Origin of the sequence: Pectobacterium zantedeschiae (assembly GCF_004137795.1) — a bacterium.
Taxonomy (GTDB): Bacteria; Pseudomonadota; Gammaproteobacteria; order Enterobacterales; family Enterobacteriaceae; genus Pectobacterium; species Pectobacterium zantedeschiae.
In genome coordinates, this window is record NZ_NWTM01000009.1 from 1 (window position 1) to 24,792 (window position 24,792).

43 protein-coding genes are annotated in these 24,792 nt (G+C 48.1%); 6 read left to right on the plus strand and 37 right to left on the minus strand.

The features are described from left to right. Positions 1-196: 196 nt before the first annotated feature. Complete coding sequence (locus CLR69_RS22485; RefSeq protein WP_129710383.1) at positions 197-745, plus strand: gamma carbonic anhydrase family protein; 549 nt, start codon at positions 197-199, stop codon at positions 743-745. On the opposite strand, the gene CLR69_RS22490 is transcribed toward CLR69_RS22485, so the two are convergent. From CLR69_RS22490 to dprA, 6 genes are read right to left on the minus strand one after another with little or no spacing between them, the layout of a single operon-like run. Further along, on the minus strand, positions 730-987 hold the full coding sequence (locus CLR69_RS22490; RefSeq protein WP_131535248.1) for a DUF1488 family protein: 258 nt from the start codon (positions 985-987) through the stop codon (positions 730-732). The genes CLR69_RS22485 and CLR69_RS22490 overlap by 16 nt on opposite strands. Then, on the minus strand, positions 984-1,811 hold the full coding sequence (gene aroE, locus CLR69_RS22495; RefSeq protein WP_131535249.1) for a shikimate dehydrogenase: 828 nt from the start codon (positions 1,809-1,811) through the stop codon (positions 984-986). The genes CLR69_RS22490 and aroE overlap by 4 nt, the downstream gene beginning before the upstream one ends. 19 nt (positions 1,812-1,830) lie before the next feature. Beyond that, positions 1,831-2,400, minus strand: coding sequence for an L-threonylcarbamoyladenylate synthase type 1 TsaC (gene tsaC, locus CLR69_RS22500; RefSeq protein ID WP_131535250.1), 570 nt, complete (start codon positions 2,398-2,400; stop codon positions 1,831-1,833). After that, positions 2,393-2,950 (minus strand): DNA topoisomerase family protein, encoded by a 558-nt coding sequence (locus tag CLR69_RS22505; protein WP_131535251.1) that lies wholly within the window; start codon positions 2,948-2,950, stop codon positions 2,393-2,395. Before CLR69_RS22505 ends, tsaC begins: the two co-directional genes overlap by 8 nt. Positions 2,951-2,970: 20 nt before the next feature. Next, a complete protein-coding gene (gene smg, locus CLR69_RS22510; RefSeq protein ID WP_131535252.1) occupies positions 2,971-3,444 on the minus strand; it encodes a DUF494 family protein Smg in 474 nt (157 codons plus the stop codon). After that, positions 3,416-4,537 (minus strand): DNA-protecting protein DprA, encoded by a 1,122-nt coding sequence (dprA, locus tag CLR69_RS22515; protein ID WP_131535253.1) that lies wholly within the window; start codon positions 4,535-4,537, stop codon positions 3,416-3,418. Before dprA ends, smg begins: the two co-directional genes overlap by 29 nt. Before the next feature lie 128 nt (positions 4,538-4,665). Between dprA and def the strand changes: the two genes are divergently transcribed. From def to mscL, 5 genes are all read left to right on the plus strand, one after another. After that, a complete protein-coding gene (gene def, locus CLR69_RS22520; protein WP_129710369.1) occupies positions 4,666-5,178 on the plus strand; it encodes a peptide deformylase in 513 nt (170 codons plus the stop codon). 23 nt (positions 5,179-5,201) lie between these two features. Further along, positions 5,202-6,149 carry a methionyl-tRNA formyltransferase gene (gene fmt, locus CLR69_RS22525; protein WP_131535254.1) on the plus strand — a complete coding sequence of 316 codons (948 nt, stop codon included), beginning with the start codon at positions 5,202-5,204 and terminating at the stop codon, positions 6,147-6,149. A 67-nt stretch (positions 6,150-6,216) separates the two neighbouring features. Beyond that, complete coding sequence (rsmB, locus tag CLR69_RS22530; RefSeq protein ID WP_131535255.1) at positions 6,217-7,506, plus strand: 16S rRNA (cytosine(967)-C(5))-methyltransferase RsmB; 1,290 nt, start codon at positions 6,217-6,219, stop codon at positions 7,504-7,506. Positions 7,507-7,562: 56 nt separating this feature from the next. Next, a complete protein-coding gene (gene trkA, locus CLR69_RS22535; protein WP_129710363.1) occupies positions 7,563-8,939 on the plus strand; it encodes a Trk system potassium transporter TrkA in 1,377 nt (458 codons plus the stop codon). A 90-nt stretch (positions 8,940-9,029) separates the two neighbouring features. Next, positions 9,030-9,443, plus strand: a complete 414-nt coding sequence (gene mscL / locus CLR69_RS22540; protein ID WP_129710361.1) for a large-conductance mechanosensitive channel protein MscL — start codon at positions 9,030-9,032, stop codon at positions 9,441-9,443. 32 nt (positions 9,444-9,475) lie between these two features. Here mscL and CLR69_RS22545 read toward each other — a convergent pair whose 3' ends face one another. The 31 genes from CLR69_RS22545 to bfd all read right to left on the minus strand — a co-directional run bounded on the left by CLR69_RS22545 (position 9,476) and on the right by bfd (position 24,600). Next, a complete protein-coding gene (locus tag CLR69_RS22545) occupies positions 9,476-9,688 on the minus strand; it encodes an alternative ribosome-rescue factor A (protein ID WP_129710359.1) in 213 nt (70 codons plus the stop codon). Between the two features lie 202 nt (positions 9,689-9,890). Next, on the minus strand, positions 9,891-10,283 hold the full coding sequence (gene rplQ, locus CLR69_RS22550) for a 50S ribosomal protein L17 (protein ID WP_005970246.1): 393 nt from the start codon (positions 10,281-10,283) through the stop codon (positions 9,891-9,893). A 40-nt stretch (positions 10,284-10,323) separates the two neighbouring features. Further along, positions 10,324-11,313 carry a DNA-directed RNA polymerase subunit alpha gene (locus CLR69_RS22555; protein WP_129710357.1) on the minus strand — a complete coding sequence of 330 codons (990 nt, stop codon included), beginning with the start codon at positions 11,311-11,313 and terminating at the stop codon, positions 10,324-10,326. A 25-nt stretch (positions 11,314-11,338) separates the two neighbouring features. Further along, a complete protein-coding gene (gene rpsD, locus CLR69_RS22560) occupies positions 11,339-11,959 on the minus strand; it encodes a 30S ribosomal protein S4 (protein ID WP_010286047.1) in 621 nt (206 codons plus the stop codon). Between the two features lie 30 nt (positions 11,960-11,989). Continuing rightward, positions 11,990-12,379 carry a 30S ribosomal protein S11 gene (gene rpsK, locus CLR69_RS22565; RefSeq protein WP_002919257.1) on the minus strand — a complete coding sequence of 130 codons (390 nt, stop codon included), beginning with the start codon at positions 12,377-12,379 and terminating at the stop codon, positions 11,990-11,992. A 16-nt stretch (positions 12,380-12,395) separates the two neighbouring features. Then, entirely contained in the window at positions 12,396-12,752 is a 357-nt protein-coding gene (gene rpsM, locus CLR69_RS22570) for a 30S ribosomal protein S13 (RefSeq protein WP_010286058.1), read from the minus strand. 146 nt (positions 12,753-12,898) lie between these two features. Continuing rightward, positions 12,899-13,015 carry a 50S ribosomal protein L36 gene (rpmJ, locus tag CLR69_RS22575; protein WP_002227352.1) on the minus strand — a complete coding sequence of 39 codons (117 nt, stop codon included), beginning with the start codon at positions 13,013-13,015 and terminating at the stop codon, positions 12,899-12,901. A 33-nt stretch (positions 13,016-13,048) separates the two neighbouring features. Beyond that, positions 13,049-14,380, minus strand: a complete 1,332-nt coding sequence (secY, locus tag CLR69_RS22580; RefSeq protein WP_005970255.1) for a preprotein translocase subunit SecY — start codon at positions 14,378-14,380, stop codon at positions 13,049-13,051. A 7-nt stretch (positions 14,381-14,387) separates the two neighbouring features. Next, complete coding sequence (gene rplO, locus CLR69_RS22585; RefSeq protein WP_039308894.1) at positions 14,388-14,822, minus strand: 50S ribosomal protein L15; 435 nt, start codon at positions 14,820-14,822, stop codon at positions 14,388-14,390. A gap of 3 nt (positions 14,823-14,825) precedes the next feature. Continuing rightward, positions 14,826-15,005, minus strand: coding sequence for a 50S ribosomal protein L30 (gene rpmD / locus CLR69_RS22590; RefSeq protein ID WP_004846568.1), 180 nt, complete (start codon positions 15,003-15,005; stop codon positions 14,826-14,828). Between the two features lie 6 nt (positions 15,006-15,011). Beyond that, positions 15,012-15,512: a 30S ribosomal protein S5 gene (rpsE, locus tag CLR69_RS22595; RefSeq protein WP_005970257.1), complete on the minus strand. Its 501-nt coding sequence runs from the start codon at positions 15,510-15,512 to the stop codon at positions 15,012-15,014. Positions 15,513-15,526: 14 nt separating this feature from the next. After that, positions 15,527-15,880: a 50S ribosomal protein L18 gene (gene rplR, locus CLR69_RS22600; RefSeq protein WP_039487912.1), complete on the minus strand. Its 354-nt coding sequence runs from the start codon at positions 15,878-15,880 to the stop codon at positions 15,527-15,529. 9 nt (positions 15,881-15,889) lie between these two features. Next, positions 15,890-16,423, minus strand: coding sequence for a 50S ribosomal protein L6 (gene rplF, locus CLR69_RS22605; RefSeq protein WP_005970259.1), 534 nt, complete (start codon positions 16,421-16,423; stop codon positions 15,890-15,892). Between the two features lie 12 nt (positions 16,424-16,435). Continuing rightward, complete coding sequence (gene rpsH, locus CLR69_RS22610) at positions 16,436-16,828, minus strand: 30S ribosomal protein S8 (protein WP_005970261.1); 393 nt, start codon at positions 16,826-16,828, stop codon at positions 16,436-16,438. Between the two features lie 33 nt (positions 16,829-16,861). Then, a complete protein-coding gene (gene rpsN, locus CLR69_RS22615) occupies positions 16,862-17,167 on the minus strand; it encodes a 30S ribosomal protein S14 (RefSeq protein ID WP_010286114.1) in 306 nt (101 codons plus the stop codon). A 13-nt stretch (positions 17,168-17,180) separates the two neighbouring features. Beyond that, positions 17,181-17,720, minus strand: a complete 540-nt coding sequence (rplE, locus tag CLR69_RS22620; RefSeq protein ID WP_005970265.1) for a 50S ribosomal protein L5 — start codon at positions 17,718-17,720, stop codon at positions 17,181-17,183. 14 nt (positions 17,721-17,734) lie between these two features. Next, positions 17,735-18,049, minus strand: a complete 315-nt coding sequence (gene rplX / locus CLR69_RS22625) for a 50S ribosomal protein L24 (RefSeq protein WP_129710355.1) — start codon at positions 18,047-18,049, stop codon at positions 17,735-17,737. A 10-nt stretch (positions 18,050-18,059) separates the two neighbouring features. Further along, complete coding sequence (gene rplN, locus CLR69_RS22630; protein WP_000613954.1) at positions 18,060-18,431, minus strand: 50S ribosomal protein L14; 372 nt, start codon at positions 18,429-18,431, stop codon at positions 18,060-18,062. A 163-nt stretch (positions 18,432-18,594) separates the two neighbouring features. Further along, positions 18,595-18,849, minus strand: a complete 255-nt coding sequence (rpsQ, locus tag CLR69_RS22635; protein WP_011095505.1) for a 30S ribosomal protein S17 — start codon at positions 18,847-18,849, stop codon at positions 18,595-18,597. Continuing rightward, complete coding sequence (gene rpmC, locus CLR69_RS22640) at positions 18,849-19,040, minus strand: 50S ribosomal protein L29 (protein ID WP_005970272.1); 192 nt, start codon at positions 19,038-19,040, stop codon at positions 18,849-18,851. Before rpmC ends, rpsQ begins: the two co-directional genes overlap by 1 nt. Next, on the minus strand, positions 19,040-19,450 hold the full coding sequence (gene rplP / locus CLR69_RS22645) for a 50S ribosomal protein L16 (protein ID WP_005970273.1): 411 nt from the start codon (positions 19,448-19,450) through the stop codon (positions 19,040-19,042). The genes rpmC and rplP overlap by 1 nt, the downstream gene beginning before the upstream one ends. A gap of 12 nt (positions 19,451-19,462) precedes the next feature. After that, positions 19,463-20,164 (minus strand): 30S ribosomal protein S3, encoded by a 702-nt coding sequence (gene rpsC / locus CLR69_RS22650; protein WP_005970274.1) that lies wholly within the window; start codon positions 20,162-20,164, stop codon positions 19,463-19,465. Positions 20,165-20,181: 17 nt separating this feature from the next. After that, positions 20,182-20,514 (minus strand): 50S ribosomal protein L22, encoded by a 333-nt coding sequence (rplV, locus tag CLR69_RS22655; RefSeq protein WP_005970275.1) that lies wholly within the window; start codon positions 20,512-20,514, stop codon positions 20,182-20,184. A gap of 14 nt (positions 20,515-20,528) precedes the next feature. After that, positions 20,529-20,807, minus strand: a complete 279-nt coding sequence (gene rpsS, locus CLR69_RS22660; protein WP_004929772.1) for a 30S ribosomal protein S19 — start codon at positions 20,805-20,807, stop codon at positions 20,529-20,531. A gap of 16 nt (positions 20,808-20,823) precedes the next feature. Continuing rightward, positions 20,824-21,645 (minus strand): 50S ribosomal protein L2, encoded by an 822-nt coding sequence (gene rplB / locus CLR69_RS22665; RefSeq protein WP_095700748.1) that lies wholly within the window; start codon positions 21,643-21,645, stop codon positions 20,824-20,826. Between the two features lie 17 nt (positions 21,646-21,662). Beyond that, positions 21,663-21,965, minus strand: coding sequence for a 50S ribosomal protein L23 (rplW, locus tag CLR69_RS22670; RefSeq protein WP_005970277.1), 303 nt, complete (start codon positions 21,963-21,965; stop codon positions 21,663-21,665). Further along, positions 21,962-22,567 (minus strand): 50S ribosomal protein L4, encoded by a 606-nt coding sequence (rplD, locus tag CLR69_RS22675; RefSeq protein ID WP_039308906.1) that lies wholly within the window; start codon positions 22,565-22,567, stop codon positions 21,962-21,964. The genes rplW and rplD overlap by 4 nt, the downstream gene beginning before the upstream one ends. A gap of 10 nt (positions 22,568-22,577) precedes the next feature. Further along, complete coding sequence (gene rplC, locus CLR69_RS22680) at positions 22,578-23,207, minus strand: 50S ribosomal protein L3 (protein WP_131535256.1); 630 nt, start codon at positions 23,205-23,207, stop codon at positions 22,578-22,580. Between the two features lie 32 nt (positions 23,208-23,239). After that, a complete protein-coding gene (gene rpsJ, locus CLR69_RS22685; protein WP_001181005.1) occupies positions 23,240-23,551 on the minus strand; it encodes a 30S ribosomal protein S10 in 312 nt (103 codons plus the stop codon). Between the two features lie 308 nt (positions 23,552-23,859). After that, positions 23,860-24,333 (minus strand): bacterioferritin, encoded by a 474-nt coding sequence (gene bfr / locus CLR69_RS22690; protein ID WP_129710353.1) that lies wholly within the window; start codon positions 24,331-24,333, stop codon positions 23,860-23,862. A gap of 72 nt (positions 24,334-24,405) precedes the next feature. Then, the gene (bfd, locus tag CLR69_RS22695) at positions 24,406-24,600 is read right to left on the minus strand and encodes a bacterioferritin-associated ferredoxin (protein ID WP_107168841.1); all 195 of its coding nucleotides are present in this window, start codon (positions 24,598-24,600) and stop codon (positions 24,406-24,408) included. Positions 24,601-24,792 lie beyond the last annotated feature (192 nt).

The window sequence follows — 24,792 nt, forward strand, 5'->3', positions numbered from 1 at the left end:
TCCGTTTTCGTTACACAACAACTTTCTTGATCTTTTTTTCTATTCGCGTGTTTTTCAACCCTTTCGATGAGATCTTATTCGATCCACGTCACTTTTCAGTTGTCGCAGTCGCATATCTGTCGATATTTTGTCTGTTAATGCGAATAATCAGTACGTGGCAAATCACTACATATGCTAAATAACTACGAGGTTATCGATGAGTGCAAAAACATTCCGTCGTTATAACGGTATCTCTCCCGTTTTAGGCGAGAGAGTCATGGTCGATCATTCCAGCGTGGTGATTGGCAAGGTAACGCTAGGCAATGATGTTGGTATCTGGCCCCTTGTCGCCATACGTGGCGACGTTAACTACATCACTATTGGCGCCAGAAGTAATATCCAAGATGGATCAGTGCTTCATATCACGCACTGCTCAGAGAAAAAACCTGAGGGTAACCCACTTATTATTGGGGAAGACGTCACGGTGGGCCATAAAGCAATGCTGCACGGTTGCCAAATAGGAAACCGGGTTCTGGTAGGAATGGGATCAATACTCCTCGATGGGGTGGTTGTTGAAGATGATGTCATGATTGGTGCGGGTAGCCTGGTCCCTCCCGGAAAACGTTTAGAGAAGGGACATTTATACGTTGGCAGCCCAGTTAAGAAAATTCGGCAACTGACACAAGAAGAAATAGAGGGACTGGTTTACTCGGCAAATAACTATGTTCGTTGGAAAGATGAATACCTTGCTCAGGATAATGAGTAATAGCCTTCATCATCCCATTCTTCAGCAAGAATCATTTCTTCCAATTCATCTTCAAGATCCCATCGATATTCCCTGAACAGCGCCAGCCACTGTTCGGGACTATCACCACCGTAGCGGTGCTGAAGACGTTCCGCACTTATCAGGCACTCCTGCTGAAAGCCATTTACTAAAACAGGAAAGCGGATCGCCATTACCTTATCATCCCAACTTTCACGATCTGGGAATTGGATCGCCTGATTCATTTAGCGAGCTCCTGTTTCAGTAAACCAATCACGGGCTCCACGTCTGGCATCACACCATGCCAAAGTTTAAACGCATGTGCCGCTTGCCCCACCAGCATTCCCAAACCATCTGCATAGTGGATAGCACCCTGTTGTACGCACCAAGACAAAAAAGGAGTGAGTTGCGGTAAATAAAACATGTCATAACAGCACGTTTCCGGCGCAATGAGCTCTGACGGTAAGTTAGGAACGCTGTCGTACATCCCAGAAGATGTAGCATTAATAATCAGATCAAAAGACTGTCCATGTAGATCGTCAAGAGCAATAGCCTGAATATCACCGATATCACAGAAGATCTTCGCTAAAGCAGCAGCCTTGGAAAAAGTCCTATTCGTCAGCACAACAGCACAACCATAAGCTAACAGAGGTTGGATAACACCACGCGCCGCACCACCCGCACCAACGAGCAGAACACGATGTGAAGGTTTTACCAATGCTAATCGTTGCAGATCGCTGAGCAAACCGATGCCATCAGTATTATCACCAAACAGGCGACCATCACTCAACTTCTTCAATGTATTGACCGCTCCCGCAAGCTCAGCACATTCGCTACGCTCATCGGCTTCAGCAAAAGCCCGCTCTTTAAAGGGTGCAGTGACATTCGCACCACCAGCACCATCGTGAAAATACTGGCGTAGCATCTTCTCAAAACTATCCAGTGGCGCCAACACACGCTGATACGTCAACGTTATCCCTGCCTGTACCGCAAATAGCTCGTGTATGCGAGGTGATTTACTATGCGCAATCGGATTGCCAAAAACCGCAAAAGACGTTACTTCAGCCACGTTCCCCTCCAACTTGCCGTTAACCCTGACGAATAAGCTCGCCTGTTAATGCATCCCTGATTTCTGATGGGTTCATTCTTCCGCCGACGTCCCCAGATAGCACGGGAAAATCGTCACCAAACTGCTTAGATACTTCATGAGAAGTACGGCAAGGAGGTTGACCACTTAAATTGGCACTGGTCGAAACTAACGGTTTACCGTAACGCTGACACAGTTCCTTGACTAATGGATGGTCACTAACGCGTACTGCAAGCGAAGAAAATTGCCCCGTTAACCACTGAGGCGTGGTGCGTTTTGCAGGTAATACCCAAGTAACAGGGCCTGGCCATGTAGAAAACATCACTGCCTTCTGCTCGTCGGATAATGCACCGTCATCAATATAAGGTGCCAGTTGACTAAAATCTGCAGCAATCAGGATCAGTCCTTTTTGCCAAGGGCGTTGTTTTAACGCCAGCAAGCGGTTAACCGCCGCTTCACTATCAGGATCGCACCCTAACCCAAATACCGCTTCAGTCGGGTACGCTATAACCTGCTCGTTATGTAATTCCCGTAAAATGGGAATCATTAGTTCATCAGACGCATCACTCATTCTTATCAACTTCTGCCGCTATTGGTTTTCCACATAATTTACTGGCACAAAATAGCTTGGTGCCTTGTGCCGTCTTTTTTTCACACAGTAAAGTGTAATGGCAAGAAGGGCATTCTCCCGCTATCGGTTTATGATTTAACGTAAACTGGCAATCGGGATAGCGATCGCAAGAATGAAACACCTTGCCATAGCGAGATTTACGCTGTAACAACGAGCCTTGATTACACTGTGGACAGCGAATCGCAGTTTCATCAGGGCGATCAATAGTCTCGGTATGATGGCATTCAGGGTAATTACCACAGCCGATGAACATTCCATAGCGCCCTTGCCGTAGTACCAATGTCGACTGACAAAGCGGACATTGCTGCCCATCCAATACCTTAACGATATGCCCATCGGCTTGCGCTTTCAGTGGGCGAATGAATTCACATTCTGGATACGCAGAACAGCCAAGAAATGGGCCATGCCGACCAGAACGGATAACCAGCACTGACCCACAGTCTGGACATATTTCCTGTTTTTTTTCAGCAAACAGTGCAGGTTTAGCCATTCGAACTGTTATTCCTCAGGCTATTGCACATAACCGTCATTGACCTCAAAGAGTAATTCTTCCATTTGCTGATAGGCATTCTCACAACCTGGCACATTGAAAAGCACCATGAGAATGACCCACTTCAGATCTTCCAGATCAAACTCCGGTGTTTCCAACGCCATAACGCGTTCAATAATCATTTCCCGCGTTTCAAGATTCAGAACCTGAATTTGCTCAAGAAACAATAAAAAGCCACGACATTCCGCATCAAGACGCGATGCTTCATCCTGCGTATAAATCCGCATAGCCAGAGGATCGCTCGCCAGATAAAGCGGTGCAGTCTGCCCTTCCTGAATATCGGCCAATTTTTCCAGCCAACTCAACGCGCTATAGATATCGTTACGATGAAATCCAGCGCGGGTGAGGTCATCAGTTAACGTATCCTGATCGACACGCATTTCAGTTTCATTGTGGATGTAACTCTCAAACAAGTACATGAGTACGTCGAACATGGCTTGCCCTCCTTAATCGGACATAGCCGCCGGGTACTGCTGCGATCCATCCTGCTAACTCCAGCTCTAATAGCTTGGTGACTATCTCTGGCACAGGTTGGCCGGCACGTTCAGCGACAACGTCAACAGGTGTAACCTCATCTCCTACGTTAGCCAACACGTCGGCAAATGGCAATTCGCCATCCTCTTCTTCGTTAGAAATAGTTTGTCTGCTTTCCACCGGTAACCACTGTAACTCACCCGCCAACTGCTCAAGAATGTCCTTCGGATGTGTAACCAAGCTAGCTCCTTGTTGGATTAGCCAGTGTGTTCCCTCAGTCATAGGGTTACCGATAGGCCCTGGCAAAGCGAAAACCTCCCGTCCTTGCTCCAAAGCAGAACGGGCCGTGACCAACGAGCCACTGCGGATAGATGCTTCAATGACCAGAACACCCAGCCCTAGCCCACTAATGATACGGTTTCTTCTAGGGAAATTGGTTGGGAAAGGCTGCATCGCGAGGGGAAATTCGGAGACCAGCGCACCACCGTCGCCACAAATACGCTCAGCAAGCTTAGTGTGCCTCTTGGGGTAAATATTCCCCAATCCGCTTCCCAATACTGCAATAGTTCTCCCTCCCGAATCCAAAGCGGCACGATGAGCAATACCATCAATGCCAATCGCCAACCCACTTGTCACCGTAAGTTCATTCGCGGCAAGCTCCTGAGCAAAAAAACATCCCCAGCGTTCACCGTAAGCGCTGCTATTCCGGCTACCAATAATCGATATTTGTGGCGATGCTAATAATTCAGGAGAACCAGATACAAATAGCAACAGCGGGAAATCACGAATATTACTTAACAGAAAGGGATAAAGAGCATCTTCGCACGTCACGATATGGTGGTTGGGATGAGACAACCAGTTGAGGGTCTCCTCCAAGATTTTGGCATCATAGACCCAGAATTGGGATATTTGAGCATCAGACAGACCTAACTCCCTCAACGTTTCATTATCGAACGTATTTAAATCAATAAGCTTTCTGACAATAGTTCGAACGCGCCTGACACCCAAGTGTCGTACGCCCGTCATGCGTAGCCAGATTTCCGTTGATAGCATCGACGTCCCTTATTCCGCCCTATTCAGATAAGTGGTGCAATTCAGTGCTGATGCTGTCAATCGGGGCAGGAAATGTCTAGAATGGGCACTAAGACTTTCTCACTATTCAGATACAGATCTAAACATATATGGCAGTTTTGCAGGTATTACATTTTCCAGACGAGCGGCTCCGCATCACTGCGCAGCCCGTAAAAGAAGTCAATGCAGATATTCAACGTATCGTGGATGATATGTTCGATACCATGTACGAAGAAGAAGGTATTGGCCTGGCCGCGACACAAGTGGACATTCATCAGCGCATTATTGTTATTGACGTCTCTGAGGAGCGGGATCAGCGGCTGGTGCTGATCAATCCCGAGCTGATTGAAAAGAGCGGCGATACGGGCATCGAAGAGGGTTGCTTGTCGATCCCTGAAACTCGAGCTCTGGTTCCTCGCTCAGAGCGCGTAAAAGTGCGCGCATTGGATCGTGAAGGTAAAGCGTTCGAACTTGAAGCAAGTGAACTACTTGCCATTTGTATTCAGCATGAAATGGACCACTTGGTTGGGAAATTGTTTATCGATTACCTTTCCCCACTTAAACGCCAGCGCATTCGTCAAAAACTGGAAAAACTGGCTAAGCAGAATAGCCGGGCCCGATAATTTTCATCCTGACAGGAAGCACCGTGTCTGATTCTTTACGTATCATCTTTGCCGGAACCCCCGATTTTGCAGCGCGTCACCTTGACGCGCTTTTATCATCAGGGCATGAGGTCGTTGGCGTTTTTACACAGCCTGACCGACCTGCCGGCCGAGGTAACAAACTCACGCCAAGCCCGGTAAAAGTGCTGGCAGAGCAACATGACATCCCCGTTTTCCAACCTAAATCTCTGCGACCAGCAGAAAATCAAGCGATGGTTGAGGCGTTAAATGCCGATGTTATGGTTGTTGTGGCTTACGGCTTAATTTTGCCGCAGCCTGTACTATCTATGCCTCGTCTTGGCTGCATTAATGTACACGGTTCCCTATTGCCTCTCTGGCGTGGAGCCGCACCTATCCAACGTGCATTGTGGGCTGGGGATAGTGAAACGGGTGTGACGATCATGCAAATGGACGTTGGACTCGATACTGGCGCGATGTTACACAAAATTTCATGCCCTATCCTGCCACAGGATACTAGCGCAACGCTGTACGATAAACTTGCTGAGCTGGGCCCACGCGGCTTATTGGAAACGCTGGTGCAGCTTGCAGATAACAGCGCGGTAGCTGAAGCTCAAAACGATGCACTTGCCACCTATGCAGAAAAGCTCAGCAAAGAAGAAGCCCGTCTAAACTGGCAGTTATCTGCTGAGCAGCTTGAGCGCTGTATTCGTGCGTTTAATCCTTGGCCAGTCAGCTATTTCATCGTAGATGAACAACCAGTGAAAGTCTGGAAAGCTGAGGTCATAACCAAAGCACATAGCTCACAGCCGGGCACAGTCATTCAGGCAGATAAGCTGGGTATTCAGGTAGCAACCGCCGATGGTATTTTGAATATTCAGGAATTACAGCCCGCAGGCAAAAAAGTAATGACTGCGCAGGATCTACTCAACTCACGCCGTGAGTGGTTCGTTCCCGGTAATACGCTGAACTAATCTATTTTTCATACCGGCGTCATGCCGGTATATCCTCTCTCTTTTACGTATACGTCATCGCTAACACATGAAAAGCTCATACAATCTACGCAGTATTGCCGCAAAAGTGGTGGGACAAGTTCTGGATCAGGGGCAATCGCTCAGCGCCTTATTGCCTGTTCATCAGCGTGACGTTTCCGATAAAGATCGCGCACTTTTGCAAGAGCTTTGCTTCGGCGTATTACGCGTTTTACCGCAGTTGGAATGGTGTATCCAACAACTGATGGCTAAGCCCCTGACGGGCAAACAACGCACGTTGCATTACCTTATCATGGTCGGTATCTACCAACTGCACTATACGCGAATCCCGCCACATGCCGCTCTGGCAGAAACAGTAGAAGGTGCAGTAGCGTTAAAAAGACCACAGCTAAAGGGGTTGATTAATGGCGTATTACGCCAATTCCAACGCCAGCAGGAAGAACTCCTTCAGCGTGAGGCAACTCATTCATCTCACTACCTGCACCCAAGTTGGCTGCTGGCGCGCATTGAGCATGCTTATCCTAACCACTGGCAAGACATCGTTGAGGCAAATAATCAGCGCCCTCCGATGTGGCTACGCGTGAATCGGTTACACCACTCACGTGAAGCATATTTAAATTTGTTGGTGCAAGAGGGAATTGAAGCATTTCCTCATGCTGAATATAGCGATGCGATACGACTTGCTTCTCCCTGTGCAGTCGATCAATTACCAGGATTTTCACAAGGGTGGGCAACCGTACAGGATGCTTCTGCTCAAGGCTGCGTCTATTGGCTTGATCCACAAGATGGTGAACAGATCCTCGATCTCTGCGCCGCTCCCGGTGGAAAAACGACACACATTTTAGAGGCCGCACCACAATCTCATGTGCTCGCTGTCGATGTTGATGAAACGCGTTTAGGCCGGGTAAAAGAAAATTTACTTCGGCTACAAATGCATGCAGAAGTCAAACAGGGCGATGGCCGTTACCCCGACTCATGGTGTGAAGGGCGTATATTTGATCGTATTCTGTTGGACGCTCCTTGTTCCGCGACTGGCGTTATTCGTCGTCATCCTGATATTAAATGGCTACGCCGAGACAGAGACATTGAAGAATTAGTTACACTGCAAAAAGAAATTCTTGATGCCATTTGGCCACATCTCAAGACTGGCGGTACGATGGTCTACGCAACCTGTTCCATTCTGCCGCAAGAAAATGCCCAACAAGTTACTGATTTCCTGAATCGCCACACTGATGCAACACTTGCCGATACGGGAACAAGAGAAATGCCGGGTATACAGATGCTTCCTCATGCTGATGGTGGCGATGGTTTCTTTTATGCGAAGCTGGTAAAAAACTGATATTGAACCCAGTATTGTCTGCAACAGACAGCAATCAATAAACGGCATGGCTTATTATGAAAATTATCATTCTTGGCGCGGGTCAGGTCGGCGGAACACTGGCGGAAAATCTAGCGGGTGAAAACAATGACATCACTGTCGTTGATACTGATGCAAATCGGTTACGCCAACTTCAGGATAAGTTTGATCTACGTGTCGTTACGGGCTATGCCTCTCATCCGCGAGTGCTGCGTGAAGCAGGGGCGGAAGATGCTGATATGCTGGTCGCCGTTACCAATTCAGATGAAACGAATATGGTAGCATGCCAGATCGCTTATTCTCTTTTCAAAACACCAAACCGAATTGCACGCATTCGTGCAGCTGAATACATTCATGAATCAGAACAGCTGTTTCTACCAGAAGCTGTTCCTATCGATCACCTGATCTCCCCAGAGCAGTTGGTGATCGATAACATTTACAAACTCATCGAATATCCCGGAGCACTTCAGGTCGTCAACTTCGCTGAAGGCAAAGTGAGTCTTGCAGCAGTTAATGCCTACTATGGCGGCCCACTGGTCGGTAATGCCCTCACCTCTCTCCGCGAGCACATTCCTCATGTAGATACGCGCGTTGCAGCTATTTTTCGTCACGACCGCCCAATTCGCCCACAAGGCTCGACCATCATCGAAGCCGGAGATGAGGTGTTTTTTGTCGCAGCTTCCCAGCATATTCGCGCAGTAATGAGCGAATTACAGCGCCTTGAAAAACCGTATAAAAGGATCATGATCGTTGGTGGGGGGAACGTCGGTGCAGGATTGGCGCAGCGATTAGAAAAAGATTACAGCATCAAGCTGATAGAACGAAATGCAGACCGTGCGGTGGAGCTGGCTGAACTTCTGCAAAATACGGTCGTGTTCCATGGTGATGCCTCCGATCAAGAGCTTCTCGCCGAAGAACATATTGAGCAGATTGATGTCTTCATCGCTATTACCAACGATGACGAAGCAAATATTATGTCAGCAATGTTAGCTAAACGCATGGGCGCGAAAAAAGTAATGGTGCTCATCCAGCGTCGAGCTTACGTCGATCTGGTTCAGGGCAGCGTCATTGATGTCGCTATCTCACCACAGCAGGCAACAATTTCTGCGTTGCTCAGCCACGTACGCAAGGCAGATATTGTTAGCGTATCCTCTTTGCGCCGGGGAGTGGCCGAAGCGATCGAAGCGATCGCCCATGGTGACGAGGGCACATCAAAAGTCGTCGGCAGAATGATTGAAGACATTAAGCTTCCACCAGGTACCACCATCGGCGCAATTGTACGCGGTGATGATGTCATCATTGCCAACGCGAATAGCAAAATTGAGCAAGGTGATCATGTCATCATGTTCTTGGCTGACAAGAAATTTGTGCCTGATGTTGAACGGCTATTTCAACCGAGCCCCTTCTTTTTGTAATGTAGGAATAGATTTACTGCCAACTGATAATCTGGCAAAGATACGGCTATTGGTTAGAATTAATTTATATTTTTGGCAAGGAGAACGGATATGAGCATCATCAAAGAATTCAGAGAGTTTGCCATGCGTGGCAACGTTGTAGATTTGGCAGTGGGTGTCATTATTGGTGCCGCATTCGGCAAAATTGTTTCCTCTCTAGTATCAGATATTATTATGCCGCCACTTGGGCTCTTGATTGGTGGTGTCGATTTTAAACAATTCAGCCTTATTCTTCGTGATGCCCAAGGCGAAATTCCCGCTGTTGTCATGAACTATGGTGCTTTCATCCAGAATATTTTTGACTTCGTCATCGTCGCTTTCGCGATTTTTATAGCCATCAAGCTTATGAATAAAATGCGACGCAAACAGGAAGATACGCCAGCCGCACCACCGAAGCCTAGTGCTGAAGAGAAGTTATTAACTGAAATTCGCGATCTGCTTAAAGAACAGCAACCAAAACAGTAAAAACCAAGTTTCTCTTCAACCTCTTTGATTCATTAAGCAGAAAATAGAAAGGCCAGAGGTAAATAATCATTTGATTGCTTACCACTGGCCTCCCAATTACCTTTCTTAGCATGCTTATCTTTTCTACGATAACTTCCTTTCCCTTTTTCATTCACTTCAATTCGTTGGCGAAACAGCGGGTCATGTAGCAATGCCTCAATGGCGTTGTCCTGAATTTTCCCGCGTTTGTGGCGGTATGTGGTCATCATTACTCCTAAGAAAGTCCAAATGGTATGTACATAAATAAAACGTAGAGAGTATATAGCCGAAACGGGTGGATGAGAACAGGGAGACGTATTTTTCAACTCACGTAATCGCAGGCAACTATTTACCATATGCATGCGAAAGCGTAGTTTATTTTAGATATAAAAAAACCGGGTTTCCCCGGTTTTTTTATGCTCTTACAGATTACTCTGCAGTAGCTACTTCTTCTGTCTGAGAGACTGAGCGATCAACGAGCTCGATGTATGCCATCGGCGCATTGTCACCAGCACGGAAGCCACACTTCAGAATACGAGTGTAACCACCGGCACGGCTCGCGAAACGCGGGCCCAGTTCATTAAACAGTTTTGCCACGATCTCGTTATCACGAGTACGGGCGAATGCCAGACGACGATTAGCAACGCTGTCGGTCTTGGCAAGAGTAATCAGCGGTTCAACAACGCGACGCAGCTCTTTCGCTTTCGGCAGGGTCGTCTTGATGATTTCATGACGAACCAAAGAACTAGCCATGTTACGGAACATAGCCTGACGATGGCTGCTGTTACGGTTCAGTTGACGACCACTCTTACGATGGCGCATGACCTTATCCTTCTCAGTAAAACCTTAACCTGTGATCTGGTTACTCATCAGCAATGCTTGCAGGTGGCCAGTTTTCTAGGCGCATGCCCAGAGACAAACCACGGGAAGCCAGTACGTCTTTAATCTCAGTAAGAGATTTTTTACCCAGGTTAGGCGTTTTGAGCAGCTCAACCTCGGTACGCTGTACCAGATCACCGATGTAGTGGATAGCTTCTGCCTTAAGGCAGTTAGCAGAGCGGACAGTCAATTCCAGATCGTCAACAGGGCGCAGCAGAATCGGATCGAATTCTGGTTTCTCTTCTTTAACTTCTGGCTGACGAACATCACGTAGGTCAACAAAAGCTTCAAGTTGTTCAGCCAGAATGGTAGCCGCACGGCGGATCGCCTCTTCAGGATCGATCGTGCCATTGGTTTCCATCTCGATGACTAGCTTGTCCAGGTCAGTACGCTGTTCTACGCGAGCCGCTTCAACATTGTAGGCAATACGCTCTACAGGGCTGTAACAAGCATCAACTAACAGACGACCAATCGGGCGCTCATCTTCTTCCGTATGAATACGGGCAGATGCCGGCACATAACCACGGCCACGTTGAACTTTGATACGCATGTTAATAGATGCGTTTTCATCGGTCAGGTGGCAAATTAAGTGCTGCGGCTTGACGATTTCGACATCACCATCATGGATGATATCGGCTGCAGTCACAGGGCCAATGCCAGATTTATTCAGGGTAAGAATAACTTCATCTTTGCCTTGAACTCTCACCGCCAGCCCTTTCAGGTTGAGCAGGATTTCCAGGATATCTTCCTGTACGCCTTCTTTGGTGCTGTACTCATGCAGTACACCATCAATCTCAACCTCGGTCACCGCGCAACCTGGCATGGATGAAAGCAGAATACGGCGCAGTGCGTTGCCAAGAGTATGGCCGAAGCCTCGCTCTAATGGCTCAAGGGTCACCTTGGCGTGCGTCGAACTCACTTGCTCGATATCAACCAGGCGCGGTTTTAGAAACTCTGTCACAGAACCCTGCATTGTGTCCTCTCTTTGGTACTAAGCTTTACTTGGAGTAAAGCTCGACGATCAGGTGTTCATTAATGTCCGCAGACAGATCGGTACGTTCAGGAATACGTTTGAACACACCTTCCATCTTGGCAGCATCAACTTCCAGCCAAGTTGGCTTTTCACGCTGTTCAGCCAGCTCCAGAGCGGCTTTCACGCGAGATTGCTTTTTAGCTTTCTCACGGATGCTGACTACGTCATTCGGGGATACCTGATAAGAAGCGATGCTAACAACGCGACCGTTTACCATGATAGCTTTGTGGCTTACCATCTGACGTGCTTCAGCGCGAGTTGCACCAAAACCCATACGATAAACAACGTTATCCAGACGACCTTCCAGCAATTGCAGCAGGTTTGCACCTGTGTTGCCTTTCAGACGTGCAGCTTCTTTATAATAGTTACGGAACTGACGCTCCAGAACACCGTAGATACGGCGAACTTTCTGCTTTTCACGCAACTGTACACCATAGTCAGACAGACGCGGTTTACGCGCACCGTGCTGGCCAGGAGCTTGTTCAATTTTACACTTGGAATCGATCGCACGAACACCAGACTTAAGGAACAGGTCGGTGCCTTCACGACGGCTCAGCTTGAGCTTAGGACCCAAATATCTTGCCATTTTCTTTCTCCAACAATCCTAAAAGCGGCGTTATACGCGGCGCTTTTTCGGCGGACGACAACCGTTATGAGGGATCGGAGTCACATCAGTAATATTAGTGATGCGGAAACCAGCCGCGTTTAATGCGCGGATAGTAGACTCACGGCCCGGACCAGGTCCTTTAACCATAACTTCCAGGTTCTTAATACCGTATTCTTTCACGGCCTCTGCGCAACGTTCTGCAGCTACTTGAGCAGCAAACGGCGTAGATTTACGAGAACCACGGAAGCCGGAACCACCGGCAGTTGCCCAACCCAGCGCATTACCCTGACGATCAGTAATGGTTACGATGGTGTTGTTGAAAGAAGCATGGATATGAGCCACACCGTCAGAGACTTGCTTTCTTACACGCTTACGTGCACGAATAGGTGCCTTTGCCATTATTCAATCACCCCGATTATTTCTTGATCGGTTTGCGCGGACCCTTACGGGTACGGGCGTTAGTCTTGGTACGCTGACCGCGAACCGGCAGACCACGACGATGACGCAAACCACGATAAGTACCAAGGTCCATAAGACGCTTGATGCTCAGGGTAACTTCACGACGCAGATCACCTTCTACAACAAACTTGGCAACTTCGTCACGCAGCTTATCGATTTGCTCTTCAGACAGCTCACTGATCTTAACATCTTCGGCAATTCCTGTTGCAGCACAAATAGCCTGCGACCGAGTTTTACCGATACCGAAAATTGACGTTAACGCAATAACGGTATGTTTATGATCAGGAATGTTAATGCCTGCTATACGGGCCACTATGCACTCCTACAATTTTATACAGCAACACCATTCTGAAAAGCCCGTTTTCAGGATACTCAAATAATGTTGCAGCTACATACAAAAGATTGGCTGGCTAATCTAGCCAGCTCAATCCAACTTTGCAAGAAAAATATGCGAGATAATCAGCCTTGACGCTGTTTATGCTTCGGCTCGGCACTGCAGATCACACGAACGACACCGTTACGCTTAACAATCTTACAGTTACGACATAATTTCTTGACGGAAGCACGAACTTTCATTTTTACTCTCCGTAACTTCTCAAGCTCACCTAATTAACGGTTATAGCCTTTCAGGTTTGCTTTCTTCAATGCAGACTCATATTGACTCGACATCATCAGAGTTTGCACTTGAGCCATAAAGTCCATGATGACGACAACAACGATCAATAAAGATGTACCCCCGAAATAGAAAGGCACTTTCATTGCGTCACGCATAAACTCCGGGATCAGGCAGATAAAAGTAATATACATCGCACCAATCAGAGTCAGGCGAGTCATCACTTTATCAATATATTTCGCCGTTTGCTCTCCCGGACGAATTCCTGGCACGAATGCACCGGACTTCTTCAGGTTATCTGCTGTTTCACGTGGGTTGAAAACCAACGCAGTGTAGAAGAAACAGAAGAAGATGATTGCAGACGCATAGAGTAACACATAAAGCGGTTGTCCGGGCTGCAAATACAGCGAAATAGTTGTCAGCCAGTTCCAACCGGTACCGCCCCCAAACCAAGATGCAATCGTGGCTGGGAACAGAATAATACTGGAGGCGAAAATGGCAGGAATAACACCAGCCATATTCACCTTCAGTGGTAAATGCGTACTCTGTGCTGCATAAACACGACGACCCTGTTGACGTTTTGCATAGTTAACGACAATACGACGTTGACCGCGCTCAATGAAAACAACGAAGAAGGTTACTGCAAACACTAAAACTGCAACCAACAGCAACAGGAGGAAGTGCAGGTCGCCTTGCCGCGCTTGCTCGATAGTATGGCCAATGGCCGGCGGTAGCCCCGCAACAATACCAGCGAAGATTATGATCGAAATACCGTTACCGATACCACGCTCTGTAATCTGTTCTCCCAGCCACATCAGGAACATTGTTCCCGTAACTAGGCTCACAACAGCGGTAAAGTAGAAAGCAAAACCTGGGTTTATTACCAAGTCTTGCATTCCAGGCATATTTGGCAGACCGGTAGCAATACCGATCGACTGAAATATAGCCAATACCAATGTACCGTAGCGGGTATACTGGCTAATCTTACGACGGCCAGCCTCCCCTTCTTTCTTTATCTCAGCCAAAGCAGGATGAACCACTGTTAGCAACTGAATAATAATTGACGCCGAAATATACGGCATAATACCCAGTGCAAAGATAGAAGCACGGCTGAGAGCACCACCAGAGAACATGTTAAACATTTCAATGATGGTGCCTCGCTGCTGTTCAAGCAATTTGGCAAGCACAGTGGCATCAATACCAGGAATTGGGATAAAAGAGCCAATACGGAAAACAATTAGCGCACCGATAACAAACAAAAGTCTGCGCTTCAGTTCACCAACTCCGCCTTTAGCACTCTGAAAATCTAATCCTGGTTGCTTAGCCATCTGCTACTTATTCCTCAATTTTACCGCCAGCAGCTTCGATAGCAGCACGAGCACCTTTAGTGACGCGCAAACCACGAATCGTTACCGGACGAGCAACTTCACCAGACAGAATCACTTTCGCGAATTCAATCTGAATGCCAATAACATTAGCGGCTTTCAGCGTATTCAGGTCAACAACGTCGCCTTCTACTTTAGCAAGATCAGACAGGCGAACTTCTGACGTGATCATTGCTTTGCGAGAAGTAAAACCGAATTTCGGCAGACGACGGTATAAAGGCATCTGACCACCTTCAAAACCACGACGTACGCCACCGCCAGAACGAGATTTCTGACCTTTGTGACCACGACCGCTAGTTTTGCCCAGGCCAGAACCGATACCACGACCTAAACGCTTCGGTGCATGTTTAGCACCTTCGGCCGGAGACAGAGTATTTAAACGCATCTGTTACTCCTCCACTTTAACCATATAGGAAACCGCGTTGACCATACCACGAACAGCAGGAGTATCCTCACGCTCAACAGTATGACCAATACGACGCAGACCCAGGCCAAGCAGTGTCGCCTTATGTTTCGGCAGACGACCGATTGCACTACGGGTTTGAGTGATTTTAATAGTCTTTGCCACGGTCAATTACCCCAGAATTTCTTCAACGGATTTACCACGCTTGGCAGCGACCATTTCCGGGGACTTCATGTTGGCCAAGCCATCAATCGTTGCACGAACCACGTTAATTGGGTTAGTGGAACCATAGGCTTTAGCCAATACGTTGTGAACCCCTGCAACTTCCAAAACGGCGCGCATTGCACCACCGGCAATAATACCGGTACCTTCGGAAGCTGGCTGCATGAACACACGAGAACCCGTGTGAGCACCTTTAACCGGGTGCTGCAGGGTGCCGTTGTTCAGCGCGACATTCATCATATTGCGACGGGCTTTTTCCATCGCTTTCTGGATCGCTGCTGGAACTTCGCGAGCTTTACCGTAACCAAAACCAACGCGACCGTTGCCATCACCCACTACAGTCAGTGCGGTGAAGCTGAAAATACGGCCACCTTTAACGGTTTTAGATACGCGATTTACCGCGATCAGCTTTTCCTGCAGTTCGCCAGCTTGTTTCTCGATGTGAGCCATCTTACACCTCTACCTTAGAACTGAAGGCCAGCTTCACGGGCAGCATCTGCCAGTGCTTGGACTCGACCATGATATTGGAAACCGGAACGGTCGAAAGAGACATCTTTAATGCCTTTTTCTAACGCGCGTTCTGCAATAGCTTTACCTATTGCGATAGCTGCGTCTTTATTTCCGGTAGACTTCAGTTGTTCAGCGATAGCTTTTTCTACAGTAGAAGCGGCTACCAGGACTTCAGAACCGTTCGGTGCAATGACCTGCGCATAAATATGGCGTGGAGTACGATGTACCACCAGACGCGTCGCACCCAGTTCCTGGAGCTTGCGGCGTGCGCGGGTCGCACGACGGATACGAGCTGCTTTCTTATCCATAGTGTTACCTTACTTCTTCTTAGCCTCTTTGGTACGCACGACTTCGTCGGCGTAACGGACACCCTTGCCTTTATAAGGCTCAGGACGACGGTAGGCGCGTAATTCCGCAGCAACCTGACCAATAACCTGCTTATCAGCACCTTTCAGTACGATTTCAGTTTGGCTTGGGCATTCTGCAGTAATACCTGCCGGCAGTGCATGTTCTACTGGGTGAGAAAACCCAAGAGACAAGTTAACCACATTGCCTTTAACAGCAGCACGGTAACCAACACCAACCAGTTGCAGCTTCTTAGTGAAGCCTTCGGTAACACCGATAACCATTGCGTTCAACAGAGCGCGAGTGGTACCCGCTTGGGCCCATCCATCAACGAAACCTTCGCGCGGGGCGAAAGTCAGAGCGTTGTCAGCTTGTTTCACTTCAACAGCATCGTGGATCTTACGACTCAGCTCGCCGTTTTTACCCTTAATCGAAACATCCTGACCGTTGAGTTTTACCTCTACGCCGGCAGGAATGACGACGGGTGCTTTTGCAACACGAGACATTTTTCCTCCCGATTAAGCTACGTAGCAGATAATCTCGCCACCAAGACCAGCCTGGCGAGCTGCACGATCAGTCATAACACCTTTAGAGGTAGAAACAACTGCGATACCCAAACCGGCCATAACTTTTGGCAGCTCATCTTTTCTTTTATAGATGCGCAGACCTGGACGGCTTACTCGCTGAATGCTTTCTACCACAGCTTTGCCCTGGAAATATTTAAGTTCTAATTCCAGAACTGGCTTGGTGTCGCCTTCGATTTTGAAATCTTCAATATAACCTTCTTCCTTCAGCACGTTGGCAATTGCCACTTTCAGCTTGGAGGAAGGCATGGTGACCGCAACTTTGTTCGCGGCTTGACCGTTACGGATACGGGTCAGCATATCCGCGATCGGATCTTGCATGCTCATCTGTCTTTACTCCCGTGATTCAATTGGTGACAATTACCAGCTAGCCTTTTTCAGACCCGGAATTTCACCGCGCATAGCGGCTTCACGGACCTTGATACGGCTCAACCCGAACTTCCGCAGGAAAGCGTGCGGACGACCAGTTTGGCGGCAGCGGTTACGCTGACGAGACGGGCTGGAATCACGCGGCAGAGTCTGCAGCTTAAGAACTGCATCCCAACGATCTTCGTCGGATGAGTTCACACCAGAGATGATAGCTTTTAATTCCTCGCGTTTAGCGCGGTATTTTTCAGCCAGTTTCACACGAACAACTTCGCGTGCTTTCATGGATTGCTTAGCCATTAGTAACCCTACCTTACTTGCGGAATGGGAAGTTAAAGGCGGCCAACAGCGCACGGCCTTCATCATCGGATTTCGCAGTAGTGGTAATGGTAATGTCCAAACCACGAACGCGATCGACTTTATCGTAGTCGATTTCCGGGAAGATGATCTGCTCACGCACACCCATGCTGTAGTTACCACGGCCATCGAATGACTTGGCGGACAAACCACGGAAGTCACGGATACGCGGTACAGCAATGGAAATCAGACGCTCAAGGAACTCCCACATGCGTTCGCCACGCAGAGTTACTTTACAGCCGATCGGATAGCCCTGACGGATTTTGAAGCCTGCAACAGATTTGCGTGCTTTGGTGATCAACGGTTTTTGACCGGAGATTGCTGCCAGATCAGCTGCTGCATTATCCAGCAGTTTCTTGTCAGCGATCGCTTCACCAACACCCATATTCAGGGTGATCTTCTCGACCCGAGGGACTTGCATGACAGAATTGTAGTTAAACTCAGTCATGAGTTTTTTAACTACTTCGTCTTTGTAGTAATCATGCAGTTTCGCCATCGTACTACTCCAAGTTACTTGATAGTTTCGCTGTTAGATTTAAAGAAACGGACTTTTTTTCCGTCTTCGAATCTAAAGCCTACACGGTCAGCCTTACCAGTTGCCGTATTGAAGAGCGCAACGTTAGAAACCTGAATAGCAGCTTCTTTTTCAACGATGCCACCTGGTTGATTCAGAGCCGGAACCGGCTTCTGATGTTTTTTAACCAGATTAATCCCTTCAACAATGACCTTACTAGCAGACAGGACATTTTTTACTTTACCGCGCTTACCTTTATCTTTGCCGGTTAGCACAATAACTTCGTCATCACGACGGATTTTCGCTGCCATGATTCGCTCCTTAAAGTACTTCTGGTGCCAGAGAGATAATTTTCATGAACTTCTCATTACGCAGTTCACGAGTTACCGGCCCAAAAATACGCGTACCGATAGGCTGTTCGCTGTTATTGTTTAAAATAACGCAAGCATTTCCATCGAAGCGAATGACAGAACCGTCCGGGCGACGAACACCCTTCTTGGTGCGCACCACTACCGCCTTCAGAACATCGCCTTTTTTCACCTTACCGCGAGGAATTGCTTCCTTGATGGTAATTTTGATGATATCGCCGACGCCTGCGTAGCGACGGTGCGAGCCACCTAGAACCTTGATACACATTACGCGACGTGCACCGGAATTATCGGCCACGTTCAGCATAGTCTGTTCTTGGATCATTTTAGTGCTCCGCTAATGTCAACTACTACTTTAGGACCCTTTCGGGCCATTAAATACCCCATAATTGAGGGCGCAGCATTATAACACCGCTTCCTTGGTATGGGTAGAAAAAATAAACGGCCCTTTGCAGAGCCGTTTATCATAAGAGAAGAGCGCTACTTTATTACAGAATCGCTTTCTCTACAACGCGAACAAGTGTCCAAGACTTAGTTTTGGACAGCGGACGGCATTCGCGGATTTCAACCACGTCACCGATACCGCATTCATTGTTCTCGTCATGTACGTGCAGCTTAGTCGTACGTTTAATGAATTTACCGTAAAGCGGGTGTTTCACGAAACGTTCGATAGCAACAACCATGGATTTCTCCATTTTGTCGCTTACAACACGACCTTGCAGAGTACGGATTTTATCGGTCATTACGCACCCGCCTTCTCAGTCAGTAAAGTCTTAACACGTGCAATATTGTGACGCACTTGTTTTACCAAGTGAGTCTGTTGCAACTGACCACTGGCAGCCTGCATACGCAGGTTAAATTGCTCGCGCAGAAGGCCAAGCAGCTCAGTGTTCAGCTCTTCAACGCTCTTTTCACGCAGCTCATTTGCTTTCATTACATCACCGTCTTAGTTACAAAGGTGGTTTTGATAGGCAGTTTCGCTGCTGCCAGTTGGAATGCCTCACGGGCTAACTCTTCCGGCACACCGTCCATTTCGTACAGGACTTTACCTGGCTGAATCAAGGCAACCCAGTATTCCACGTTACCTTTACCTTTACCCATACGGACTTCAAGCGGTTTCTCAGTGATCGGTTTGTCCGGGAATACACGGATCCAGATCTTACCTTGACGCTTAACAGCACGGGTCATGGCACGACGTGCAGCTTCGATTTGACGAGCAGTCAGGCGACCGCGGCCAACAGCTTTCAGACCGAAAGTGCCGAAGCTAACATCCGTACCCTGCGCCAGACCACGGTTGCGGCCCTTGTGCACCTTACGGAATTTTGTACGCTTTGGTTGTAACATCAGCGACTCTCCTTACTTGCGGCCTTTACGCTGCTGCTTTTTAGGTTGAGCAGCCGGTTTTTCCGGTTGTTCAACGGCAGCCATACCACCCAGGATCTCACCTTTGAAGATCCACACTTTCACACCGATAACACCATAAGTGGTGTGCGCTTCGGAAGTGTTGTAGTCGATATCCGCACGCAGTGTATGCAACGGAACACGACCTTCACGGTACCATTCGGTACGCGCGATTTCAGCGCCGCCAAGACGGCCGCTTACTTCAACTTTAATACCTTTAGCGCCCAGACGCATGGCATTCTGTACCGCACGCTTCATAGCACGACGGAACATAACACGACGTTCCAGCTGAGAAGTGATGCTGTCAGCAACCAGTTTTGCGTCCAGTTCAGGCTTACGAACTTCTGCGATATTGATCTGTGCAGGTACGCCAGCGATATCCGCTACGACTTTGCGCAGTTTCTCAACATCTTCACCTTTTTTACCGATAACGATGCCTGGACGAGCAGTGTGAATAGTCACACGGATGCTTTTCGCAGGACGTTCGATAACGATACGAGAAACGGAAGCCTTCTCCAGTTCCTTCGTCAGGTATTTACGAACTTTAAAATCGCTGTCCAGGTTGTCAGCGAATTCTTTGGTATTCGCATACCAGGTAGAGTTCCAAGGTTTGACAATACCCAGGCGAATACCATTAGGATGTACTTTCTGACCCATTGCTAGTCTCCAGAGTCTCAGCGATCGGACACAACCACAGTAATGTGGCTGGTACGCTTCAGGATGCGATCCGCACGACCTTTAGCACGCGGCATAATGCGCTTCATGCTTGGGCCTTCGTCAACGAAGATTTTCGCGACTTTAAGATCATCAATGTCAGCGCCATCGTTGTGTTCTGCGTTAGCAATAGCAGACTCCAGCACTTTTTTAACCAGACCAGCAGCTTTCTTGTTGGTGTAGGTCAGAACTTCCAGAGCTTGCGACACTTTCTTACCGCGAATCAGGTCTGCCACCAGGCGAACCTTTTGAGCAGAAGAACGAGCGTGGCAATGTTTAGCGATAGTTTCCATCTCTTCCTCCTACCTTAGCGCTTCTTGGCCTTTTTGTCGGCCGCATGGCCGCGATAAGTACGAGTCGGCGCGAATTCACCCAGTTTGTGACCGACCATTTCATCGGAAACAAACACCGGAACGTGCTGACGACCATTATGGACAGCGATGGTCAAACCGATCATATTTGGAAAGATCGTTGAACGACGGGACCAAGTGCGCAAAGGCTTCTTGTCTCCGCTTTCCACCGCTTTCTCTACCTTCTTCAGCAAGTGCAGGTCAATAAAAGGACCTTTCTTGAGAGAACGTGGCATGGTTTATCCTCTAAGATTATTTAGTACGGCGACGTACGATAAATTTATCAGTACGCTTGTTGCTGCGGGTCTTTTTACCTTTGGTCTGAAGGCCCCACGGGCTAACCGGGTGCTTACCAAAGTTACGACCTTCACCACCACCGTGTGGGTGATCGACTGGGTTCATTGCCGTACCGCGAACGGTAGGACGAACACCACGCCAGCGTGCAGCACCAGCTTTACCCAGAACGCGCAGCATATGCTCAGCATTGCCAACTTCGCCCAGCGTAGCGCGACAGTCGGATTCGACTTTACGCATTTCGCCAGAACGCAGACGCAGGGTAACGTAAGAACCGTCACGAGCAACGATCTGAACGTAAGTACCAGCAGAACGAGCCAATTGGCCGCCTTTACCTGGTTTCATTTCTACGTTGTGAACCGTTGAACCGACCGGAATGTTACGCATCGGCAGGGTGTTACCCGCTTTAATCGCAGCATCAACACCAGATTGAATCTGGTCACCGGCTTTCAGGCCTTTCGGCGCCAGGATGTAACGACGCTCGCCGTCTTTGTACAGAACCAGCGCGATATTCGCGGAACGGTTCGGATCATACTCCAGACGCTCAACAACCGCAGGAATACCATCTTTATTGCGTTTAAAGTCAACCAGACGATATTGCTGTTTATGACCACCACCGATGTGACGGGTAGTGATGCGGCCATTGTTGTTACGGCCACCGGATTTGCTGTTCTTTTCCAGCAACGGGGCATAAGGTTTGCCCTTGTGCAGCTCAGGGTTAACCACTTTAACAACGTGGCGACGACCCGGAGATGTCGGTTTACATTTAACAACTGCCATTGTCTTTCTCCTCCGACTTACTCAGCGCCGCCGATGAAGTCCAGATTCTGGCCTTCTTTCAGGGTGACGTAAGCTTTTTTCCAGTCGCTGCGACGACCAATACGCTGTCCGTGACGCTTAACTTTACCCTTAACTACCAGGGTGTTTACGTCTTTAACTTCTACTTCGAACAGTTTCTCTACAGCAGCAACGATCTCTGCTTTAGTCGCGTCTTTAGCAACTTTGAGAACGATGGTGTTAGTTTTTTCCATCGCGGTAGATGCTTTTTCAGATACATGCGGCGCGCGCAGTACTTTCAGCAGACGTTCTTCACGGATCATGCCAGCATCTCCTCAACTTGCTTAACTGCATCAGCAGTCATAACGACTTTGTCGAAGGCGATCAAGCTAACTGGATCGATTGCTGCTGCATCACGCACATCAACCTTGTACAGGTTACGCGCAGCCAGGAACAGATTTTCATCCAGTTCACCGGTGATGATCAACACGTCTTCCAGTGCCATTTCTTTCAGTTTCTGAGCCAGCAACTTAGTTTTCGGTGCTTCTACAGAAAACGTCTCGACAACGATCAGACGATCTTGACGTACCAATTCGGACAGGATGCTTTTCAGCGCGCCGCGGTACATCTTTTTGTTAACTTTCTGACTGTGGTCCTGAGGCTTAGCAGCGAAGGTCACACCACCGGAACGCCAGATCGGGCTCTTAACAGAACCTGAACGCGCACGGCCAGTACCTTTCTGACGCCACGGTTTTTTACCGGAACCAGTTACTTCAGCACGGGTCTTCTGGGCGCGAGTACCTTGACGGGCACCTGCTGCATAAGCAACAACAACCTGATGTACCAGCGCTTCGTTGAAATCACGACCGAAGGTAGTTTCGGAAACAGTCAGCGCGCTTTGCGCGTCTTTCAATACTAATTCCATTGCTATCTCCTCACGCCTTCACAGCTGGTTTAACGATCAGGTCGCTACCGGTAGCTCCCGGAACAGCACCTTTAACCAGCAGCAGGTTGCGCTCAGCGTCAACACGCACTACGTCCAGGCTCTGAACGGTTACACGTTCGTTACCCAGCTGGCCTGCCATTTTCTTGCCTTTAAACACTTTGCCCGGAGTCTGGTTCTGACCGATAGAACCCGGAACGCGGTGAGACAAGGAGTTACCGTGAGTAGCATCCTGAGTACGGAAATTCCAGCGCTTAACTGTGCCGGCAAAACCTTTACCTTTAGATGTACCAGTAACGTCTACTTTTTTAACGTCAGCGAAAATCTCAACACTGATGCTCTGACCTACAGTGAACTCTTCGCCTTCTGACAGACGGAATTCACGCAGAGTACGGCCAGCTTCTGCGCCAGCTTTAGCAAAGTGACCTGCTTCTGGTTTGGTAACACGGTTTGCTTTTTTAGCACCAGTAGTTACTTGCACAGCGCGGTAACCGTCGTTAGCCAGGTCTTTAACCTGAGTTACGCGGTTTGCTTCAATTTCGATAACGGTTACGGGGATAGATACGCCATCTTCAGTGAAGATACGGGTCATGCCCACTTTTTTACCGACTAAACCAATCATTGTTTCAACCTCTCAATCGCTCAATGACCTGATTAACCCAGGCTGATCTGCACGTCTACACCAGCAGCCAGATCCAGACGCATCAGAGCATCAACGGTTTTCTCGGTTGGCTCAACGATGTCAACCAGACGCTTGTGAGTGCGAATCTCGTACTGATCGCGCGCATCTTTATTGACGTGCGGAGAAATCAGAACGGTAAAGCGCTCTTTGCGGGTCGGCAGCGGGATCGGACCACGTACTTGCGCACCAGTGCGCTTAGCAGTCTCGACGATTTCCGCAGTTGATTGATCAATCAGACGATGATCAAACGCTTTCAGGCGGATACGGATTCTTTGGTTCTGCATGAGACCAGAGCTCCAATTATTTATAAACGTAAATGATTACTCCTCACACCCATTTCGATTGATGGGGGAGTGTAATCGTCAGCACATAACCCCCATATCGGGGGTATTGTTTTGGGCGCAATAAATGAATATTGTCCCTCTGATTCGGATTGAATCAGGCTTACCTTGTTTCAGTAAGCTCGCGCATTATACGCAAATTGGCTGGGGAAGCAACAAGCAGGATGAAATGATTTTAAACGCGGCCGGAGCGATGTGAATGAGTCCGGCCGGTTCGGGCATAAAGCACATAACATAGTATGACTGTTATGTTACTCAGCTTTTAGCTGGGCTTGAAGATAGTTTTGTATACCAAGACGTGAAATCAGGTCTAATTCAGTTTCCAGCCAGTCGATGTGCCCTTCTTCATCGGCAAGAATTTCTATCATTAAATCCCTACTGACATAGTCATGTACTGAATCCGCATAAGAAATCGCATCACGCAAATTCTTTGCGCCATCCAATTCAAGTTGAAGGTCAGAACGTAAGATCTCTTCAACATCCTCGCCAATATTTAACTTACCCAAATCCTGCAAATTCGGGATGCCTTCAAGAAACAGAATTCGTTCGATATAGCGATCCGCATGCTTCATTTCGTCAATAGACTCATGATATTCGTGATCGTTAAGGCGGGTTAAGCCCCAGTTTTTAAACATTCGGGCATGAAGAAAATATTGGTTAATGGCTACTAGCTCGTTGCCCAATAACTTATTCAGGTGTGTGATGACTTTTTTATCGCCTTTCATGACATGCTCCTCCGCTCCAGTTCTTAAAGTGTAGAACTGGCTAGCAGAGAGTCAAAAAAACAACCCTACATTTTATGCTACTTCATACATATCAGGAATTTTAGCCTGCTCTTCCTCAAAAATAACACGCGCCTGACGAACACATTTACCGCAATCTGTCCCGATAGGCACGAGCTTGCGTAATTGTTGCATAGATTGAGGCTGGTGCTGACGAACAGCATTACGAATGACTTTGTCAGAAATCGCGTTACACAAACAAACATACATACCAGAATGACTCATCGTTATCGCGAGTGTCTTTCATGCTACCTTTCAGGACACTGCAAACGGTATTTGAAACCGCTCCTAGCGATTTTTTAACCAATAGCTTTATTGTAAATAAGAATTATTTTTATTTCAATTTCCATTTAATCATTTAGACGTAAAAAAAGGCACCGAAGTGCCTTTTTCATGCATTTA